The organism is Micromonospora sp. WMMD987, from assembly GCF_029581435.1.
GTDB classification, from domain to species: Bacteria; Actinomycetota; Actinomycetes; order Mycobacteriales; family Micromonosporaceae; genus Micromonospora; species Micromonospora rifamycinica.
Genome location: NZ_CP120861.1, coordinates 6071781 through 6090119, shown reverse-complemented (window position 1 = coordinate 6090119; position 18339 = coordinate 6071781). Strand labels below are relative to the sequence as shown.

15 protein-coding genes and 2 pseudogenes are annotated in these 18339 nt (G+C 74.8%); 6 read left to right on the top strand and 11 right to left on the bottom strand.

Annotation, left to right across the window (positions count from 1 at the left end):
- Positions 1–18 precede the first annotated feature (18 nt).
- Positions 19–1548: an adenylyl-sulfate kinase gene (gene cysC, locus O7612_RS25810; RefSeq protein WP_282268108.1), complete on the bottom strand. Its 1530-nt coding sequence runs from the start codon at positions 1546–1548 to the stop codon at positions 19–21.
- Between the two features lie 126 nt (positions 1549–1674).
- Positions 1675–2367, bottom strand: coding sequence for a DM13 domain-containing protein (locus O7612_RS25805; protein WP_282268106.1), 693 nt, complete (start codon positions 2365–2367; stop codon positions 1675–1677).
- Positions 2368–2509: 142 nt separating this feature from the next.
- On the opposite strand from O7612_RS25805, the gene O7612_RS25800 reads away from it, so the two are divergent.
- Genes O7612_RS25800 through O7612_RS25785 form a run of 4 tightly spaced genes read left to right on the top strand, consistent with a single transcriptional unit; the run spans position 2510 to position 5958 of the window.
- On the top strand, positions 2510–3424 hold the full coding sequence (locus O7612_RS25800; RefSeq protein ID WP_282268104.1) for an ABC transporter ATP-binding protein: 915 nt from the start codon (positions 2510–2512) through the stop codon (positions 3422–3424).
- On the top strand, positions 3417–4301 hold the full coding sequence (locus tag O7612_RS25795; protein WP_282268103.1) for an ABC transporter permease subunit: 885 nt from the start codon (positions 3417–3419) through the stop codon (positions 4299–4301). Before O7612_RS25800 ends, O7612_RS25795 begins: the two co-directional genes overlap by 8 nt.
- Positions 4298–5248, top strand: coding sequence for an ABC transporter ATP-binding protein (locus tag O7612_RS25790; protein WP_282268101.1), 951 nt, complete (start codon positions 4298–4300; stop codon positions 5246–5248). The genes O7612_RS25795 and O7612_RS25790 overlap by 4 nt, the downstream gene beginning before the upstream one ends.
- Positions 5248–5958 (top strand): ABC transporter permease, encoded by a 711-nt coding sequence (locus tag O7612_RS25785; protein ID WP_282268099.1) that lies wholly within the window; start codon positions 5248–5250, stop codon positions 5956–5958. Before O7612_RS25790 ends, O7612_RS25785 begins: the two co-directional genes overlap by 1 nt.
- 69 nt (positions 5959–6027) lie before the next feature.
- Here O7612_RS25785 and valS read toward each other — a convergent pair whose 3' ends face one another.
- The 9 genes and pseudogenes from valS to O7612_RS25745 all read right to left on the bottom strand — a co-directional run bounded on the left by valS (position 6028) and on the right by O7612_RS25745 (position 17522).
- Positions 6028–8643, bottom strand: coding sequence for a valine--tRNA ligase (gene valS, locus O7612_RS25780; RefSeq protein ID WP_282268097.1), 2616 nt, complete (start codon positions 8641–8643; stop codon positions 6028–6030).
- Positions 8644–8725: 82 nt separating this feature from the next.
- Entirely contained in the window at positions 8726–10306 is a 1581-nt protein-coding gene (locus tag O7612_RS25775) for a trypsin-like peptidase domain-containing protein (RefSeq protein ID WP_282268095.1), read from the bottom strand.
- Between the two features lie 145 nt (positions 10307–10451).
- A complete protein-coding gene (locus O7612_RS25770) occupies positions 10452–12284 on the bottom strand; it encodes an ABC transporter ATP-binding protein (RefSeq protein ID WP_282274058.1) in 1833 nt (610 codons plus the stop codon).
- A gap of 98 nt (positions 12285–12382) precedes the next feature.
- Positions 12383–14188: an ABC transporter ATP-binding protein gene (locus O7612_RS25765; protein ID WP_282268093.1), complete on the bottom strand. Its 1806-nt coding sequence runs from the start codon at positions 14186–14188 to the stop codon at positions 12383–12385.
- Between the two features lie 37 nt (positions 14189–14225).
- The gene (locus O7612_RS25760; protein WP_282268091.1) at positions 14226–14738 is read right to left on the bottom strand and encodes a methylated-DNA--[protein]-cysteine S-methyltransferase; all 513 of its coding nucleotides are present in this window, start codon (positions 14736–14738) and stop codon (positions 14226–14228) included.
- Positions 14735–15115: pseudogene (locus O7612_RS29510) on the bottom strand (DNA-3-methyladenine glycosylase 2 family protein); the annotation flags it as partial. The gene O7612_RS25760 and the pseudogene O7612_RS29510, both read right to left, overlap by 4 nt.
- Positions 15116–15292: 177 nt before the next feature.
- Positions 15293–16315, bottom strand: a pseudogene (locus tag O7612_RS29505) (DNA-3-methyladenine glycosylase 2 family protein); the annotation flags it as partial.
- Positions 16316–16428: 113 nt separating this feature from the next.
- On the bottom strand, positions 16429–17016 hold the full coding sequence (locus O7612_RS25750) for a hypothetical protein (protein WP_282268090.1): 588 nt from the start codon (positions 17014–17016) through the stop codon (positions 16429–16431).
- Positions 17013–17522: a SigE family RNA polymerase sigma factor gene (locus tag O7612_RS25745; RefSeq protein ID WP_282268088.1), complete on the bottom strand. Its 510-nt coding sequence runs from the start codon at positions 17520–17522 to the stop codon at positions 17013–17015. Before O7612_RS25745 ends, O7612_RS25750 begins: the two co-directional genes overlap by 4 nt.
- Before the next feature lie 224 nt (positions 17523–17746).
- On the opposite strand from O7612_RS25745, the gene O7612_RS25740 reads away from it, so the two are divergent.
- The gene (locus O7612_RS25740) at positions 17747–18124 is read left to right on the top strand and encodes a hypothetical protein (protein WP_282274056.1); all 378 of its coding nucleotides are present in this window, start codon (positions 17747–17749) and stop codon (positions 18122–18124) included.
- Positions 18121–18273, top strand: coding sequence for a hypothetical protein (locus tag O7612_RS25735; protein ID WP_282268086.1), 153 nt, complete (start codon positions 18121–18123; stop codon positions 18271–18273). Before O7612_RS25740 ends, O7612_RS25735 begins: the two co-directional genes overlap by 4 nt.
- The last annotated feature ends 66 nt before the right edge of the window (positions 18274–18339 follow it).

Here is an 18339-nt window from a genome sequence, read left to right as displayed (position 1 = left end):
GAAGTGGAACCCCCCGGGTCAGGCGGCCGGTAGCCGTGGCTCCACCCAGCCGGTCTCGGTGAGGTGGTTCATCACCGCCTGCACCGCCTCCTCGATGCTCTGGCCAGTGGTGTCGACCACCAGGTCGGCGTCGGTCGGGGCCTCGTACGGGTCGTCGATCCCGGTCATCCCGGTGAGCAGGCCGGCGCGGGCACGGGCGTACAGGCCCTTGCGGTCGCGCTGCTCACAGACCTCCAGCGGGGTGGCCACGTGCACCAGCAGGAAGCCCGCACCGGCGGACCGGGCCATCTCCCGGACGGCCGCCCGTGCCTGGGCGTACGGGGCGATCGGGCAGCAGATGCCCACCCCCCGGTGCCGGGCGATCTCGGCCGCCACCCAGCCGATCCGCCGGACGTTGGCGTCCCGGTCGGCCCGGCTGAAGGTCAGCCCGGCCGACAGCTCCCGGCGCACCACGTCGCCGTCGAGCAGGGTGATCGTCCGCTCGCCCTGCTCACGGAGCAGGTCGGCCAGCCCTCGGGCGATGGTCGACTTGCCGGAACCGGAGAGCCCGGTCAGGAAGACCACCAGCCCCCGGTGCCGGCGCGGCGGGCGGGCCCGGACGAGTTCCTTGGCCACCGCCGGCGGGGTGTGCCACTCGGGCAGCGGGAACCCCCGGTCGAGCAGATCGTCGATCTCCGCCTCGCTCAGCGCCAGCTTGCGGTTGCGCGGCGGGATGTCGTCGCGCCAGCGCCACTGACCGTCCCGGCTGTCGTAGGCCAGCTCGCGGGGGACCAGCACCCGCAGCCCGGCACCGGAGAGCATGCCGCCGGTGGACAGCAGGTGGGTGACCCCGTAGGCGGCGGAGATCCGGGCCCGCAGCAGGGCGTCGCTGATCTCGTCGGTACGCCGGGGCAGCGGAACCGCGACCAGGGTGGCCGGGGGCATCCGGTCCCGGGCCGCGAAGATGCTGCGGACCAGGGCCTCGGTGGGCAGTCCGCCCGCGCCGTCCTCACCGACCGGGATCATCACCAGCAGGTGCGCCCCGAGGGTCCGGGCCGCGTGCGCGATCTGCGCGAGCTGCGGCCGGTGCAGCGGCCGGTCGGCGATCACCCCGAGCACCCGGCCCGGGGGCAGCAGCGGGCGTACCTCCTCCGGGCCTCGACGCAGCCGCTGGAACGGGCCGTGCCCGCCGTCGCCGAGCCGGCGCACCGGGCCGCCCAGCCCGGCCACACCCTCGCGGACCGGCCAGACGTCGGTCACCTCCAGCGCGGCCACCGGGGCGCCCTCGCCGTCGGTGAGCACCAGCGTCCGGCGGCCCGGATCGGCCGGGTCCAGCCCGTCGGCGACCGGGGTGGGCACCTGGAGGGTCACCGGCACCGGCCAGGAGGTGCCGTCGGCCAGCCGGCCACGCCGCTGCAACGACACCAGGTCGGCCCGGGTCATGAAGCCGGCCAGCGGGGTGTACGCCCCGCTCAGCAGCAACTCCAGATCGGCCAGCTCACCGGGGCGTGGCGCGTACGCGGGAGCATCCCGCAGCACGTCCTCGGGCAGCACTGAACCGTTGCTCATCCGTACCCCTCACTCGCCGGCCGGCTCACAGTTTCTCAGCCGTTCGGCGATCGGTCGAGAGCGCCACTCCCGTCCCGGCCCGGAAGTGGATCAACGGTTGGTGCGCCGGCCGCCCGTGTGGGCCGGTCAGCCGCCCGCGACCAGGGGCGCGGCCCCGAACGAGACGGCGAACCGCTGGCACCAGATCGTGACGCTGGTCAACCCGGTGAGATCGGTGCCGGCCGGAATGGCGTACGCCTGGTCGCCCCGGTTGCCCTTGAGCCGGCCCAGCTCCACCCGGCGGCCGTCGTCGAAGACGCCCCAGCCGGCCCGGCCGGTGCGCACCGGCTGGTCGGTCAGCCAGACCTTCAGATCGGGACCGTTGGAGGTGTCCAGCCCGACCAGTTCCAACCGGTGCCGGCCGTCGGTGGTCCGGACGATCCGGGCGTCGCCCGAGGTGTCGTGCTCGTGGCTGACGAACGCCCCCCGGCTGACCACCACCGGCCGGGTGCCGGTGGGGCTGCCGGCGGGAGGCTGTCCGGCCGGGGCGGTCGGCGTGGCACCCGTGGGCGTGGCGCCCGTGGACGTGGTGCCGGTGGGCGTGGCGCCGGTGGGCGTGGCACCCGTGGGCGTGGCATCCGTGGACGTGGTGCCGGTCGGCGTGGCCCCCGTGGGTGCGGAACCGGTCGGGGCGGCGTCCACCTCGGAGAGCTGTTCGTCGACCCGGTTGTCGGTGACCACCTTCCAGGGCTGGAACCAGTAGAGGCCGAAGGCGACGCCGACACCGAGGACGGCGACGGCGACCCAGGTCAGTGGGGCACGGAGCAGGCGACGGGACATACCGCCCAGTCTCGCCGGAGCATGGCCGTCGGGCACCGGCCGGTGGCGTTACGAAAGCCTTACCGCCCCTGGGCTGGGAATCAGGGGCGACCCCGGGCGATTCCGGATGCCCACCAGGGTGGCGGCTCCCTAGGCTGGCGGCGTGACACTGATCGCGACCGAGTCGCTGACCAAGACGTACGGAGGCCGGGTCACCGCGTTGGCCGACCTCACCGTCGCGGTCGAGCCGGGGATCATCGGACTGGTCGGCGCCAACGGCGCCGGCAAGTCGACCCTGATAAAGATCCTGCTGGGCCTGCTCCCGCCGACCAGCGGACGGGTCTCCGTGCTCGACCTCGACCCCACCACCGACCCGGCGGCGGTCCGCGCCCGGGTCGGCTACATGCCGGAGCACGAGGCGCTCCCACCCGACCTGTCCGCCGCCGAACTCGTCACCCACCTCGGACGGATGAGCGGCCTGCCCCGGACGGTGGCCCGCGAACGCGCCTCCGAGACGCTGCGGCACGTCGGTCTCTACGAGGAGCGGTACCGGCCGGTCGGCGGCTACTCCACCGGGATGAAGCAGCGGGTCAAGCTCGCCCAGGCCCTGGTGCACGACCCGGACCTGCTGCTGCTCGACGAGCCCACCAACGGCCTCGACCCGGCCGGCCGGGACGCCATGCTCGCCCTGGTCCACCGGATCGGCACCGAGTTCGGCATCTCCGTGCTGGTCTGCTCGCACCTGCTGGGCGAGGTGGAGCGGATCTGCGACACCCTGATCGCCATCGACGGCGGCCGGCTCCTGCGCGCCGACCGGATCGACGCGATGACCTCGGCCACCGACCTGCTCGCCGTCGAGGTCAGCGAGGGCACCGACCAGTTGGCCGGGCGGCTCGCCGCGCTCGACCTGCCGGTGACCCGCGACGGCCGGATGCTGCTCGTCCCCCTGGCCGACGAGCGCACCTACGACCTGATCCTCGGCGTGGTCGCCGAGCTGGACCTGCCGCTGCACCGGCTGGACCAGCGCCGGCACCGGGTGGCCGAACTCTTCGCCCCGAGGGAGCCCAGCAATGCCTGAGCCGACCGGCGTCATCCACGACATCGGCTACCAGCGGTACACCGGCCCGCGGCTGGGCCGCCGGCACGTCTTCGGCGCGCTCTACCTGCACGGCCTGCGGACCGTCTTCGGGTTGGGCCGCAGCGCCAAGGCGAAGATCTTCCCCTGGCTGGTGGTCGGCATCGTGACCGTGGTGGCCGCCGGCCTCGCCGCCGTCCGCAGCCAACTCGGCCAGGTGGTGATGACCTACGCCCAGTTCGCCGACTCGATGAGCTGGCTGGTCATCTTCTTCGTCGCGGTGGCCGCCCCCGAACTGGTCTCCCGGGACCTGCGCAGCGGCGTACTCCCGCTCTACTTCTCCCGGCCGCTGCCGCGCGACGACTACGCGCTGGCCAAGCTGCTCTCCCTGGCCAGCGCGCTCTGGCTGCTGCTCGGTGGACCGCAGCTGCTGATGTTCCTGGCCGCGGCGTTCACCACCTCCGACGGTCTGCGCGGGACCTGGAACGAACTGCTGGACCTGCTGCCCGGCCTGCTCTACGCCGGCCTGTGGGCGGTGGTCTTCGCCTCGATCGGCCTGCTGGTCGCCTCGCTCACCGGCAAGCGGGCCTTCGCCGCCGGTGGGATCGTGGCGGTCTTCCTGATGACCACCCCGGTCGTCGGGGTGCTGTCGATCCTGCCGTCCCGGGCCGTCAACGAGCTGGCCTTCCTGGCCTCCCCGTCGACGCTGGTCGGCGGGGTGGGCACCTGGGCGCTCGGCGACCTGCTGGTGCCCGCGGACCAGGGCGGCGGGCTGCCGATCGGCGGCTTCGGCCCGGTCTACGCGGCCGCCGCCGTGCTGCTGGTCGGCGCCTGCACCGCCCTGCTGCTGCTGCGATACCGGAAGGTGGCCGCCCGATGACCACACTCGACACCGACGCCCGGCCGGCGGTCACCACCAGCACCCTGGATCTCGTCGGGGTCTCCCGCTGGTACGGCAACGTGGTGGCGGTCAACGACGTCACCATGCGGCTGGGCTCCGGGGTGACCGGCCTGCTCGGCCCCAACGGCGCCGGCAAGACCACCCTGCTGCACATGATGGCCGGCTTCCTCGCCCCGTCCCGGGGCACGCTCACCCTCGACGGCGAGTCGACCTGGCGCAATCCCGGTGTCTACCGCCACCTCGGGCTGGTCAGCGAGCGGGAGGCGGTGCACTCCTTCCTCACCGCCAAGGAGTTCGTGCTGGCCAGTGCGAAGCTGCACCGGCTGCCCGAACCGGAGGCCGCGGCCCGCCGGGCGATCGAGCTGGTCGAGATGACCGACGCCCAGGACCGCCGGATCGGCACGTACTCCAAGGGGATGCGGCAACGCACCCGGGTGGCCGCCGCGCTGGTGCACGACCCGCAGGTGCTGCTGCTCGACGAGCCGTTCAACGGGATGGACCCGCGCCAGCGGCTGCACATGATGGGCCTGCTGCACTCCCTCGGCGACGCCGGGCGGACGATCCTGTTCAGCTCGCACATCCTGGAGGAGGTCGAGCAGGTCTCCGGCACGGTGCAGGTGATGGTGGCCGGCCGGTTGGCCGCCTCCGGCGACTTCCGGACCATCCGTCGGCTGATGACCAACCGGCCGCACGTCTTCGCGGTCCGCTCCACCGACGACCGGGCGCTGGCCGTGGCGCTGATGGCCGACCCGTCGGTCACCGGCGTCGAGTTGGACCGGACCGGCCTGACCGTACGGGCCGGCGACTACGGCGCGTTCACCCGGGCGCTGCCCAAGATCGCGCTCGCCCGGCAGATCCGGGTCCGGCAGTTGACCCCCGAGGACGAGTCCCTGGAGAGCGTCTTCTCCTACCTGGTGGAGGCCTGATGTCGACCGTTTCCTGGATCACCGCGCGTGGGCTCTTCGGCCGTCGCCGGTTCCTCATGCTGCTGCCGCTGCCGGCGGTGCTGGTGCTGCTCGCCGTCCTCTGCCGGTCACTCGGGGTCGACCCGGGCGAGTGGGCGCCGCCGGTGCTGGTCGGCCTCGGCCTGGCCGTGGTGCTGCCGGTGGTGGCGCTCATCGTCGGCACCGGCGTGCTGGGCGCGGAGATCGACGACGGCACGGTGGTGCACATCCTGACCAAGCCGCTGCCGCGCTGGCAGATCGTGCTGCCGAAACTCGCGGTGGCCGCCGGGGTCAGCGCGGTCACCGTCGCCGTGCCGCTCTACGTCGCGGGCGTGCTGGCCGACTCGGTACGCCTCGGCCTGGCCCTCGCCGCCGCCTCGGCGCTGGGTGCGCTGGCCTACTCGGCGCTGTTCCTGGCGCTCAGCCTGGTCACCCGGCGGCCGGTGCTGCTCGGCCTGGTGTACGTGCTCATCTGGGAGGGGTTGCTGGGCAACTTCGTCAGCGGCACCAGGGTGCTGTCGATCCAGCAGTGGGTGATCGCCCTGGCCGACCGGATGGCCCCCACGGCACTGCTGTCGACGACCGTCTCGGTGCCGGTCGCGGTCGTGTTGACCGCCCTGGTGAGCGTCGGCTTCACCGTCCTGGCGATCAGCCGGCTCCGCTCCTTCAGCGTCGCCGGAGAAACCAGCTGACCGACCCGTCGGGGTGGCGGTGTCCGCACGGGCACCGCCACCCCGACGTCGGCGGGTGGCCGTCGACGGTCAGAAGGCGCTGGCGATCACCAACTCGGGCGTACGGTCGGGGAGCAGGTCCAGGGTGGTGATCCGGCCGGCGGCGCGCACGTCGTCGGCGATCAAAGTGAGCTGGTCGAGCAGGGCCGCCGGACCCAGCGCCTCGGCCAGCGGGATCTCCGCCCGCATCGACAGCCTGCGGTCGGACTTGGCCCGACGGACCTGGGCCAGGGCGTCCCCGGCCAGCCGGAGCAGGGCCGGGTCACCGGTGCCGGTGATCGCCCGGTCCACCTCGTAGGTGGTGGGCCAGGTGGCCCGGTGCACCGAGCCGTACCGCCACCACGACCAGACCTCCTCGGTCACGTACGGCAGCACCGGGGCGAAGAGTCGTAGCTGCACGGACAGGGCGGTGGCCAGCGCCGCACGGGCCGAGTCGGCCCCCGGACCGGTCCCGTAGGCGCGTTCCTTCACCAACTCGATGTAGTCGTCGCAGAACCGCCAGAAGAACGCCTCAGTGGCCTGCAACGCGGCCGTGTGGTCGTACCCGTCGAAGGCGGCGGTGGCGGCGGCGACCACGGTGGAGAGTTCGGCGAGCATGGCGGTGTCCAGCGGGGTGGTGGCCGGGGCGCGCAGCGCGTCGGCGGCACCCAGCCCGAGCGCGAACTTCGACGCGTTGAGCAGCTTGGTGGCCAGCCGCCGGCCCACCCGGATCTGCGCCGGGTCGAAGGCCAGGTCCATGCCGGGCCGGCCGTTGGCCGCCCAGTAGCGGACCGCGTCCGAGCCGTGCTGCTCCAGCAGCGCCATCGGGGTGACCACGTTCCCCTTGGACTTGGACATCTTCTTGCGGTCCGGGTCGAGGATCCAGCCGGAGAGCACCGCGTCCCGCCAGGGCAGCACCCCGTGTTCCAGGTGGGCGCGGACCACGGTGGCGAAGAGCCAGGTCCGGATGATCTCCTGCCCCTGCGGACGCAGGTCCATCGGGAAGACCCGGTCGAACAGCTCCGGGTCGGTCTCCCAGCCGCCGACGATCTGCGGCGTCAACGACGAGGTGGCCCAGGTGTCCAGCACGTCCGGGTCGCCGACGAAACCGCCGGGCACGCCGCGCTGCGACTCGTCGTAGCCGGGCGGCGGTTCACCGGACGGGTCGACCGGCAACGACGCCTCGTGGGGTGTGAGAGGGTTGGCGTGGTCCGGCTCGCCAACGGCGTCGAGCCGGTACCACACCGGCACCGGCACCCCGAAGAAGCGCTGCCGGCTGACCAGCCAGTCCCCGGTCAGCCCGCCCACCCAGTGCGCGTAGCGGTGCGCCATGTGCTCCGGCACCCAGCGCAGCTCGTCGCCCCGGGCCAGCAGTTCCGCCCGCAGCGCGGCGTCCCGCCCGCCGTTGCGCAGGTACCACTGCCGGGTCGAGACGATCTCCAACGGCCGGTCGCCACGCTCGTAGAACTTCACCGGATGGGTGATCTCGCGCGGCTCGCCGACTAGGTCGCCGGCCTCCCGCAGCAGCTCCACCAGGGTCCGCCGGGCGGCGTTGACCGGCTGCCCGGCCAGCGCCGCGTAGGTCGCCGGCGGCACCCCGGCCGGTGGCCCGGCCAGCAGCCGACCGTCCCGGCCGAGCACCACCCGGGTCTCCAGGGCCAGGTCCCGCCACCACGTCACGTCGGTCAGGTCACCGAACGTGCAGACCATCGCGACGCCGGTGCCCTTGCCCGGGTCCGCCAGTGGATGCGCCCGCACCGGCACCTCGACCCCGAACACGGGGGTACGCGCCGACGCGCCCACCAGGTCGGCGTAGCGCTCGTCGTCCGGGTGGCAGACCAGCGCCACACAGGCCGGCAGCAGCTCCGGCCGGGTGGTGTCGACCAGCACCTCCCGCCCGCCGGGTCCGGCGAACCGCAGCCGGTGGTACGCCCCCGGGCGCTCCCGGTCCTCCAGCTCCGCCTGGGCCACGGCGGTGCCGAAGCCGACGTCCCAGAGCGTCGGCGCCTCTGCCTGGTACGCCTCACCCCGGGCCAGGTTGCGCAGGAACATCCGTTGCGAGGTGGCCCGGGCCGTCCGCCCGATCGTGGTGTACGTCAGCGACCAGTCCACCGACAGCCCGAGCCGCCGCCAGAGCGCCTCGAAGACCTGCTCGTCGTCGGCGGTCAGCCGTTCGCACAACTCGACGAAGTTGCGGCGGGAGATCGGGGTCGGCTCCCGGCGGCGGGCCTCGGTGACCGGGGTGTCGGGCGGCTGCCACGCCGGGTCGTACGGCAGGGACGGGTCGCAGCGCACACCGTGGACGTTCTGCACCCGGCGTTCGGTGGGCAGGCCGTTGTCGTCCCAGCCCATCGGATAGAACACGTTGCGGCCCCGCATCCGTTGGAACCGGGCCACCGTGTCGGTGTGCGTGTACGAGAAGACGTGCCCCATGTGCAGCTCGCCGGAGACCGTCGGCGGCGGGGTGTCGATGGAGTACACGTCGTCGCCCCGGCCCCGGCGGGCCGGCGTCCCCGCCGTCGCCCCGCGACCCGCTACGGTCGCCCCCGCCCGGTCGAACGCGTACGTGCCCTCCTCCTGCCAGCGACGCGCCCAGCGCTCCTCGATGCCGTCCAGGGTGGGACGTTCGGGAACACCGGCGCGGGCCGTCCTCGCCGTGTCAGTCATCGGTCGATCGTAGGCAGCCACCGACCGCCCGCCCACCGGCTTTACCCGGTGTGGTCGGACGGGTCCTGTCGGGTGGGCGTCCCTACCGGCGGGAGGAGGTGGTCGGCGGGGCGAGCAGCGGCCCCTTGGTGGCGATCTGGAAGTCGAGCCCGGTGCGGTCGTTGACCCGGTCGAGGATCACCGAGACCGCCGCGTAGGTGTTCTTCTCGTTCGGGTTGGTGCAGGGGCCCTCGCCGGGGTCGCCGTTGTTGAGGATGCCCAGCGCCCGCCCGTCGGACTCGGTGAACAGCGGGCCGCCGCTGTCGCCCGGCCGGGCGCAGACCCGCACGTCGATGCCGCCGCTGGTCTTGCCGATGACCTCGCCGCAGCGGGTGCCCGGCAGGTAGCCGGCCCCGGCCCCGGAGTCGACGTACTGCTCGCCGGCCTTCGGGGTGTACGCCGATCCGGTGGCGCAGACCACCCAGCCGGCCTGCACCGAGGCGTACGGCGTGACACCGGTGACCGGCACGTCCCGGCTACCCTTGCCGGCGCAGGCCGGATTGTCGGCCACGCACCAGTAGTTCACCAGGCTGGGCGTGCTGCCGACGCTGCGCCTCGGGTACGCCCACCGGGTCGCCGCACCCTCGGCGTACGGCAGGACCGCGTAGTCGTGGGGGAAGTCGTTCTCGGCCAGCACCGGGTTGGTCGACTCGACGCCCACCGGCACCTTCGGCCCCAGGAACTGGTGCCAGGTGTCGTCCACGCGCTGGTGCCGGCCGCCGACCACGCAGTGCCCCGCGGTCAGCACGTAGTACCGCCCGGACTTCGCCCGGACGTTGAACCCGCTGGTGCAGCCGCCGACGGTGCCGTCGTCGCGGGGCACGTCCAGCCGGATGCCGCCGCGCATCGGCGGCTGCGGGCAGTAGCGCGGGTCGCACGCCTTGGGGATCGTGGCGCCGTCGAGGCGGGCCTGGGCACGGACGGGCACCCCGGCCGAGCCGAGCGCACCGGCCAGCCGGGCGTCGTCGGCCGGCACCGCGTCGCCGGTGAGCACCAGTACCGTGTTGGCCCGCTCGTCGACCAGCACGTCCCGACCGGCGGTGACGCCCAGCGTGCCGGCCAGCCGGGTCGCCGCCGCGTCGAGGTCACGCCGCGAGTGGCGGACCGGGACGACGGTGACGTGCCGGGCGTCCGGCAGCCCGGCGACCGCCGCGGCGACCGGCGTCGGATCGGTGGCGGCGATGGTGAGCACCCCGCCGCCCGCCTGGTCCAGCCACATCCCCGCGTACGAACCGGGGAAGCGGGCGGCGAGCGTGTCGGCCAGCGGCGCGGACAACTCCTGGAGGGCGAGCCGGCGGGCGGCCTCGCCCGGGGTGACCCGGTAGCGACCGCTCAGGTAGCCCACCGAGGCGGGCGCGGCCTGCGCCACCTGCGCCGCCGGACGGGTCACCACCGGCGCCGGGGGCGGGGCGGCCGAAGCCGTGGCCCGCCCGGCGGTGCCGGCGCGGGTCGCCGCCGGGACCTCCGCGGCGACCGGGACCGACCCGGCGGACCAGGCCCCGCCGGTCGAGCCGGTGGCGACGGCCGGGTCGGCGGGCCTACCGACGGCCAGTGCCACCCCCGACGTTCCCACCGTGCCCAGCGCCAACGCCGCTGCCAGCACCGCTCGCCCACGAATCCGCACGCCGCAACCTCCCCGTATGCCCGGCGATCCGACCGGCCCTGCCCGGCCGCCCCGGGGGTACCGGGAGGTGGCCGGGGGTGCGGCCGATCGACGAGAGCCGAGTCTAACCGCCGTCGGGGATCGCGGACGCCCCGCCCGGGCGCACTCAGACCAGCGAGTCGCGCCACTGCCGGTGCAGCGCGGCGTACCGGCCGTCGGTGGTGGCGAGCCGGGCCGGCGGACCGTCCTCGACGATCCGTCCGCAGTCGACGACCAGCACCCGGTCGGCGGTCTCCACGGTGGAGAGCCGGTGCGCGATCACCAGCGCGGTGCGGTCCCGCAGCACGGTGGCCAGCGCCCGCTGGACGAGCCGTTCGGTCGGCACGTCCAGCGACGACGTGGCCTCGTCCAGGATCAGCACCCGGGGGTCGGCCAGGAACGCGCGGGCGAACGCGACGAGCTGCCGTTGCCCGGCGGAGAGCCGGCCGCCGCGCCGGTGCACGTCGGTGTCGTACCCGTCGGGCAGGGCGGCGATGAAGTCGTGCGCCCCGATCGCCCGCGCCGCCGCCCGGACCGCGGCGTCGGTGGCGTCCGGTCGGCCGAACCGGATGTTCTCCGCCACCGAGCCGCCGAACAGGTGGTTCTCCTGGGTCACCAGTACCACCGCGCGCCGCAGGTCGGCGTCGGCCAGCTTCCGCAGGTCCACGCCGTCCAGCTCGATCGTGCCGTCGTCCGGGTCGTGGAAGCGGGCGAGCAGCTTCGCCACCGTCGACTTGCCCGCGCCGGTCGGGCCGATCAGGGCCACCGTTTGCCCGGCCGGCACGTCCAGGTCCAGCCCGGCCAGGATCGGCGTCTGCGGCCGGTAGCCGAAGGAGACCGAGCGGAAGGTCACCGCGCCCCGGCCCGGCCCGGCCGGCAACGGCACCGGTGACGTCGGCTCGGGCACCCCGGGCCGCTCGTCCAGCACCCCGGCCAGCTTCTCCAGGGCGGCGGTCGCCGACTGGAGGGAGTTGTAGAACTGGCTCAGCTCCTGCATCGGCTCGAAGAACCGGCGCAGGTAGAGCAGGAACGCGGCGAGCACCCCCAGCTCGGTGTCACCGCCCAGCACCCGCCAGCCGCCGTACCCGAGCACCGACGCCACGGTGACGTTGCCGATCACCTTGATCCCCGGCGAGTAGGTGGCGATCAGCCGGAACCCGTGCAGGCTGGCCCGCCGGAACTCGTCGTTGACCGCGCCGAAGATCTGCTGGTTGCGCGGCTCGCGGCGGAACGCCTGCACCGCGCGGATACCGCGCAGCGACTCCACGAAGTGGACGATCACCAGGGCCATCGCCTCCCGGCTGCGCCGGTAGGCGTGCGCCGAGGAGCGGGCGAACCAGCGGGACAGCCAGAACAGGAAGGGGAACGCCAGCAGGGTCACCGCCGCCAGCGGCAGGTCCAGCCAGAGCAGGATGGCGGCGACCGACAGCACCGACAGCGCGGCGGCGACCAGGGTGTCGATCCCGCCGTCGACCAGCTCGGCGATGGAGTCCACGTCGCTGGTGAGCCGGGACACCACCCGACCCGAGGTGTACCGCTCGTGGAAGCCGACCGAGAGGGTCAGCAGGTGGCCGTACACCCGCTGGCGGAGATCGAGCAGGACGGCCTGGCCGATCCGGGCGGAGCGCACGAGGTAGCCCCGCCGGGCAGTGTACTCGGTGACGGCCGCGACGGCGAACGCGCCCGCGACGGCGGCCAACGGACCCGGGTCGCCGTCGCGCAGCGGCGGCACCGCCCGGTCGATACCGAGCATGACCAGGTACGGCCCGGCCATCGCGGCGGCGTTCTGGGCGAGCAGCAGGGCCACCGCCACGCCGAGCGGTCGGCGGTGCGGGCGGAGCAGGTCCCGCAGCAGCGCCCGGCTGCGACCCCGCAGCCGGGCCATCGCCTCGGGCGAGTCGTCCTCGGCGTGGCTGCGGTCGGCGTCCGGGTCGGTGGCCCGGCCCCGCCAGTGCGCCAACGCGGTGACGGACCGGTCGTCGCTCCCGGTCGGCGGGTGCTGCCGGGGCGGACGGTCGTTGCTCCCGGCCGTGCCGCGCCACCGGCGCGGTCGGGGGCTCACGAGCGCACCAGGCCCGGCGTCGCCGACGGGTCGGCGGCGAGCACCGCCCGGTACGCCGGCACCGTGGCCAGCAGCTCGGAGTGCCGGCCGACGGCGATGATCCGACCACCGTCGAGCAGCGCCACCCGGTCGGCCAGCGCCACGGTCGACGGCCGGTGCACCACCAGCAGCGCGGTGGTGTCCCGCAGCACCCGGCGCAGCGCCGCCTCGACCAGCGCCTCGGTCTGCACGTCCAACGCGGAGAGCGGGTCGTCCAGGACCAGCAGCGCCGGTCGGCCGAGCACCGCCCGGGCCAGCGCCAGCCGCTGCCGCTGCCCGCCGGAGAGCGACAGGCCCTGCTCGCCGACCCGGGTCGCCAACCCCCACGGCAGGTCGTACGCGAAATCAGCCTGGGCCAGCGTCAACGCGGCTCGGACCTCGTCGGCGTCGGCGTCCGGGCGGCCCAGGGTGAGGTTCTCCCACACCGACATGGAGAACAGGGTCGGCTCCTCGAAGGCCACCCCGACCAGCCGGCGCAGCGAGTCCAGGCGTACCGCCCGCAGGTCGTGCCCGTCCAGGGTGATCCGGCCGTCGGTCACGTCGTGCAGCCGGGGGACCAGGGAGAGCAGGGTGCTCTTGCCGCAGCCGGTCGCCCCGACCAGGGCCAGTGTCTCGCCCGGCTCGACGGTCAGCTCGATCTCCCGCAGCACCGGTTCGACGCTGCCCGGGTAGCGGAAGGACACCCGCTCGAAGCGGAGCTGCCCGCGCACCTGCGACCGGGCCAGCGGTACGGCGTCCGGGGCGTCCACGATCGACGGCGGGGTGTCCAGCACCTCCTGGATCCGGTCCGCCGCGGTCGCCGCCTCCTGCCCGTTGGCGATGATCCAGCCGAGCGACTGCACCGGCCAGATCAGCATGAGCTGGAGGCTGACGAAGGCGACCAGCTCGCCGATGGTGAGCGCGTCCCGGGCGACCAGCGTCGCCCCGCCGACCAGCACCGCGCCGAGGGTCAGGTTGGGCACCAGGTCGAACAGCGCCGAGGCGCGGGCCTGCAGGACGCCCTTGCCGACCCCGGTGTCGTGCAGCGTGCGGGTCCGTCGGGCGAACCGGTCTGCCAGCTCCGGCCCCCGGCCGTACGCCTTCATGGTGCGCAGCCCCTGCGCGGTCTCCTCGACCAGGGTGGCCACGTCGCCCTGCTGGTCCTGCATCCGTCGGGAGGCCGCGTGGTAGCGCCGTCCGAACCGGCGGCTGATCACGAACAGCGGCACCGCGCAGGCCGCCACCAGCAGGGTCAGCGGCCCGTGCAGCCGGGCCAGCAGGACCACCACGGCGACGTAGGTGACCAGGTTGAGCACCAGGAAGAGCAGCCCGAAGGAGAGGAACCGGCGGAGCACCGACAGGTCGCTGGTGGCGCGGGACAGCAACTGCCCGGACTGCCAGCGGTCGTGGAAACCGACCGGCAGCCGTTGCAGGTGGGCGTAGAGGTCGGCCCGGATGGTCGCCTCCATGCCGACCGAGGAGGAGGACTGGCTCCACCGGCGAATGAAGATCAACACCGCCTCGACGAGCCCGAGCAGCAGGGCCAGCCCGCCGAGCCGCACCAGCCCGGCCGGGTCGTGCCGGGCGATCGGCCCGTCCACCACCCGCTGCACCACCAGCGGTACGGCGAGACCCGCCCCGGTGGCGGCCAACGCGGCCAGCAGGAGCAGGGCGTACGCGGGGGCGTACGGGCGGAGGTAGCGACGCAGCCGCCAGAGGTTGCGCAGCGGCCATCCCCGGCCGTCCGCCCCCGGGGCCGGGTCGCCGTCGCGCTGCGCAGGCACTACCCGACGGTAGCGTCGATCGGCGTCGATTCGGCTGTCAGGTTGCCGTCAGCCGGCGCTCGTGGCCGAGCAACCACGTCTTCACCGCCAGCCCATACCGGTAGCCGCCCAGGGTTCCGTCGGTGCGCAGCACCCGGTGGCAGGGGACGAAGAGGGCGGCGGCGTTGCGGGCGCAGGCGGCGGCGGCCGCCCGGACCGCGGCGGGCCGGCCGGCCAGCGCGGCGTAGGCGGTGTAGGTGACCGGCTCGCCGGGTGCGACGTCGCGCAGGACGTCCCAGGCGTGGGTCAGGAACACCCCGCCGCTGTGCTGCGTCACCGGCACCTTGTCGATCGCGGTCAGCTCCCCGTCAAGATAGGCGTGCACGGCGACGGTCACCGGGCCGAGGTCGGCGTGCGGCCGGAGCGGACCGCGCAGGGTCGGGTGCACCAGCGGCAGCAGGCTCTCCGGCACGGCGGTGAAGCCGGCGGCCCGGACCGCGCCGTCCGGGTCGACCAGCACGCTGAGCGGGCCGGTCGGGGTGTCGATGGTGGTGGTGTCGATGGTCGTCATGCCGCTCTCCAGAGTCTGATCACCGCGTACGACCGCCAGGGTCGCCAGCGGTCCGCGTAGGTGTCGAGGATGGTGGGGGAGTCGGGCAGGCCGAGGGCGGCGGCGCCCCGACGGACCGCCAGGTCGGTGGGGAGCAGCACGTCGGGGTCGCCGAGCGCCCGCATGGCCAGGTAGCCGGCGGTCCACGGGCCGATCCCGGGCAGCGCGGTCAACCGTCGTACGGTCTCCGCCCGGTCGCCGCCGGGCTCCAGGTCCACCTCACCGGCGGCGACCGCCCGGGCCAGCGCCCGGATCGTCTCCCGCCGCGCGACCGGCATCCCGAACGCCGCGTCCGGCAACCCCAGCACCTCCTCCGCCCCCGGAAACCCCCACACCCCCCGCCCACCCCCGCTGGCCACCGCCTTGCTGTCCCCACCCGCCGTCTCGCCGTCCGCGCCCGCCCCACCGTCCCCGCCCGCCCCGGCGGGGTGATCAAGAGGTTCACGTCGTCGGGAGGCGCTCGCCGTGACGCACGGCTCTTGATCACCGGGACCGGGACCGGGGGCGGTGTGGGCGAGGAGGCGGGTGAGGGTGGTGCGGGCGGCGGGGAGGGAGACCTGTTGGCCGACGACGGCCCGCAGCGCCGTCTCGAAACCGTCCACCGCCCGGGGCACGCGCACGCCGGGTTCGGCGGCGACCACCCCGGCCAGGGCCGGATCGGCGGACAGCGTCTGGTCGACCGCCTCCGGATCGGCGTCCAGATCGAACAGGCGACGGCACCGGGCCACCGCCGGGGCCAGGTCCCGCAGGTCGGCCAGGCGCAGCGTCGCCACCACGTACCCGGTCGTCGGCGTCAACGCGACCTGCGCCGGGCCGTGCGGCAGCCGCAGGACCCGGTGGTACGTCCCGTCGCGCACCTCGTCCAGGCCGGGCAACGTCCGGGCGGCCAGGAACCCCAGCAGGGCGGCGGCGTGCAGCGGCGGCCGGTACGCCAGCCGGAGCGTGATGGTGCCCGCCCCGCCCGGCGTCGGTGGGCCGCCCCGCCCGGTACGCAACTGCGACGGCACCGTCCCGTACACCTGGCGGAGGGTGTCGTTGAACTGCCGCACGCTGCCGAACCCGGCCGCGAACGCCACCTCCGCCAGGCCCAGCCCGGTGGTCTCGATCAGCGTCCGGGCGGTCTGGGCACGTTGCGCCCGCGCCAGCGCCAGGGGGCCGGCACCCAGTTCCGCCCGGAGCATCCGGTGCAGGTGCCGTGGCGTGTAACCCAGCCGGGCGGCCAGCCCGGGTACCCCGTCCCGGTCGACCACCCCGTCGGCGATGAGCCGCATGGCGCGGCCCACCACGTCGGCGCGGACGTCCCACTGCGGTGAGCCGGGCGCGGCGTCCGGCCGGCACCGGCGGCAGGCCCGCAGGCCGGCCCCCTGCGCGGCGGCCGCCGACGGGAAGAAGCGGACGTTACGCCGCTTCGGTGTGATCGCCGGGCAGGACGGCCGGCAGTAGATCCCGGTCGACGTGACGCCCGTGTAGAACCAGCCGTCGAACCGCTGGTCACGGCTGTCCACGGCGCGATAGCACCGTTCGAAGTCCAACTCCACGCCACCGATCATGCCCGCAGCTCACCGGCGCTGGCTCGCGGGAAACGGACCTGAGCGTGCGGGCGGCGGTGACCGCCCCACCCCGGACCGCACCGGGGTGGGGCGGCCGTGCGTCAGCGCGCGGGAACAGGGCCGGTCGCGGGGCCCTGGTCGACGGGCGGTGCGCTCCGGGCGGGGACCGGCGCGGTGACCGGGCCGGTCCGCGGCCCGTCGACGCGTGGCGCGGGCGACGCGGGAACGGGCGACACGGGCACGGCGGTCGTCGCCGGGGCGGGCGACGCGGGGATGGCGGGCGGTGCCGGCGTGGACGTCGCGGGTACCGCGGTCGAGGCCGGCACGCCCGGGGACGCGGTGGTGCTCCGGGCCGGTACGGGGGCCGCCGGCCCACCGTCGCGACCGGTCCGGGCGTCCTGGTCGACGGGGGGGTCGGTCACCGCTGCCGGGACGGGGGCGGCGGGCGGCCCGCTCGGCGTGGAGGCCGGTGCGGCGGGCGGGGCGTCCCCGTTGCCGCTGGCGGCCATCGCGATCGGGGTGGCGATCAGCATGGCGGCGAGGACACCCGCCGCGCTCATCGTGATCGTGGCGCGGCGGCGGGACCGGGCCCGGCGTTCCGCCCGGTTCAACTGGTCGTGCACTGTCGGTGCCTCCTCGGCGAGGTCGGAGAGGGTGGCGCGGATGAGGTTCTCCAGGGGCGTGGTCACCGCCGTACCTCCAGCAGTTCGATGTCCGGCAGGAGTTGCCGCAGCCGGGCCACGGCCCGGTGGGTGCGGCTGCGCACGGTGCCGACCGAGCAGCCGAGCGCGGCGGCCACCTGGGTCTCGGTCAGGTCCTCGTAGTAGCGCAGGACCACGACCGTGCGCTGGGTCGGCGGCAGCGCCCGCAGCGCGGCCCGCATCGCCAGCCGCACGTCGGTGCCGCCGAACAGGTCCGGCCCGGCCCGGTCGTCGCCGCCGGTGAGCAACGTCTCCCGGTACCGGCGCAGCCGCCGCCACCAGCTGACCTGCTCTCGGTACATGACCGTGCGCAGGTAACCCTCCGGATCGGTGTGGCGCAGGTCACGCCACCTCGGAATGGTCCTGGCCAGCGCCGACTGGAACAGGTCCTCAGCGGCGTGCCGGTCCCCGGTGAGCAGGTACGCGACCCGCATCAGGGCCGGTGCCCGGCTGGCCACGAACTCGGCCAGTCGGGCTCGATCGTCCTCGTCCACCCACCCTCCCGTCGTTGTCTGTCACCGATACAGACGCCCCAGCTCACCGCAGCTATCCCTGGAATCGCGGGCAGTTTCCCGCCGGAAAGTGTCGGTCGTGGCCGGTAGCGTCCCGGCACCAACTCCAGAAGGGTGCGGCGATGGCGAGCGTGACCGGGCGGGGCGACCCTCGGTCAGGGCAGGTGCGGCCGGACGATGCCGCCGTGCAGGGCCTCTACGACCGGATGCGGGTGGTCGCGCCGGCCGCCTTCGGCGCGATCGAACGGGACCGGGCCGACGATCCGGCGCGGCCGTTCGCCGACACCGCCTGTGGCCGGCTGGTCGGCTCCCTCGACGCGGCCGGTCTGCGGGCGCTGGGCATGTGGACACACCACTGGTGCATGCGGTTCTACGACGACGACACCCGGGTCGGCCGGCGGCTGGTCCGGGAGATCGCCGGCCGGCGGGGGCTGGGCTGGACGCCGGACGAGGTGCGCTGGATGCTCGGCGAGTCCGAACGGGCCGGCCCGAGCGCCGGGGACCGGCTCACCCTGCCGCTCGCGGCGGCCGGGGAGCTGCCCGGATCGGCCGACGGCGGGGCGGACTGGCGACTCGCCGGGTGACCCGGGCGGGGCGGGGCCGGGTCCACCGGGGTACCCGACCGGCCGAGGCGGTCGCCGACCGGCCGGGGGTGGCCGCGTCCGAGGTGGTGCCGGACGGTGCCGGCGGGGTGCGGGAGACCCGGACCGGGCCCCGGCTGCTCACCGCCTGAGCCGTTGCGGCGGTCCCGACGGGGCTGCCTGCCGGGGGCCGGTGGCCGACGGCGTAAGCTGGCCCG

Bases quoted from the DNA above. Each gene is read 5' to 3' on its own strand.
- O7612_RS25785 (WP_282268099.1), top strand. From the start codon at position 5,248: ATGTCGACCGTTTCCTGGATCACCGCGCGTGGGCTCTTCGGCCGTCGC.
- O7612_RS25805 (WP_282268106.1), bottom strand. From the start codon at position 2,367: ATGTCCCGTCGCCTGCTCCGTGCCCCACTGACCTGGGTCGCCGTCGCC.
- O7612_RS25795 (WP_282268103.1), top strand. From the start codon at position 3,417: ATGCCTGAGCCGACCGGCGTCATCCACGACATCGGCTACCAGCGGTAC.
- O7612_RS25760 (WP_282268091.1), bottom strand. From the start codon at position 14,738: ATGACGACCATCGACACCACCACCATCGACACCCCGACCGGCCCGCTC.
- O7612_RS25740 (WP_282274056.1), top strand. From the start codon at position 17,747: ATGCGGGTGGTCGCGCCGGCCGCCTTCGGCGCGATCGAACGGGACCGG.
- cysC (WP_282268108.1), bottom strand. From the start codon at position 1,548: ATGAGCAACGGTTCAGTGCTGCCCGAGGACGTGCTGCGGGATGCTCCC.
- valS (WP_282268097.1), bottom strand. From the start codon at position 8,643: ATGACTGACACGGCGAGGACGGCCCGCGCCGGTGTTCCCGAACGTCCC.
- O7612_RS25790 (WP_282268101.1), top strand. From the start codon at position 4,298: ATGACCACACTCGACACCGACGCCCGGCCGGCGGTCACCACCAGCACC.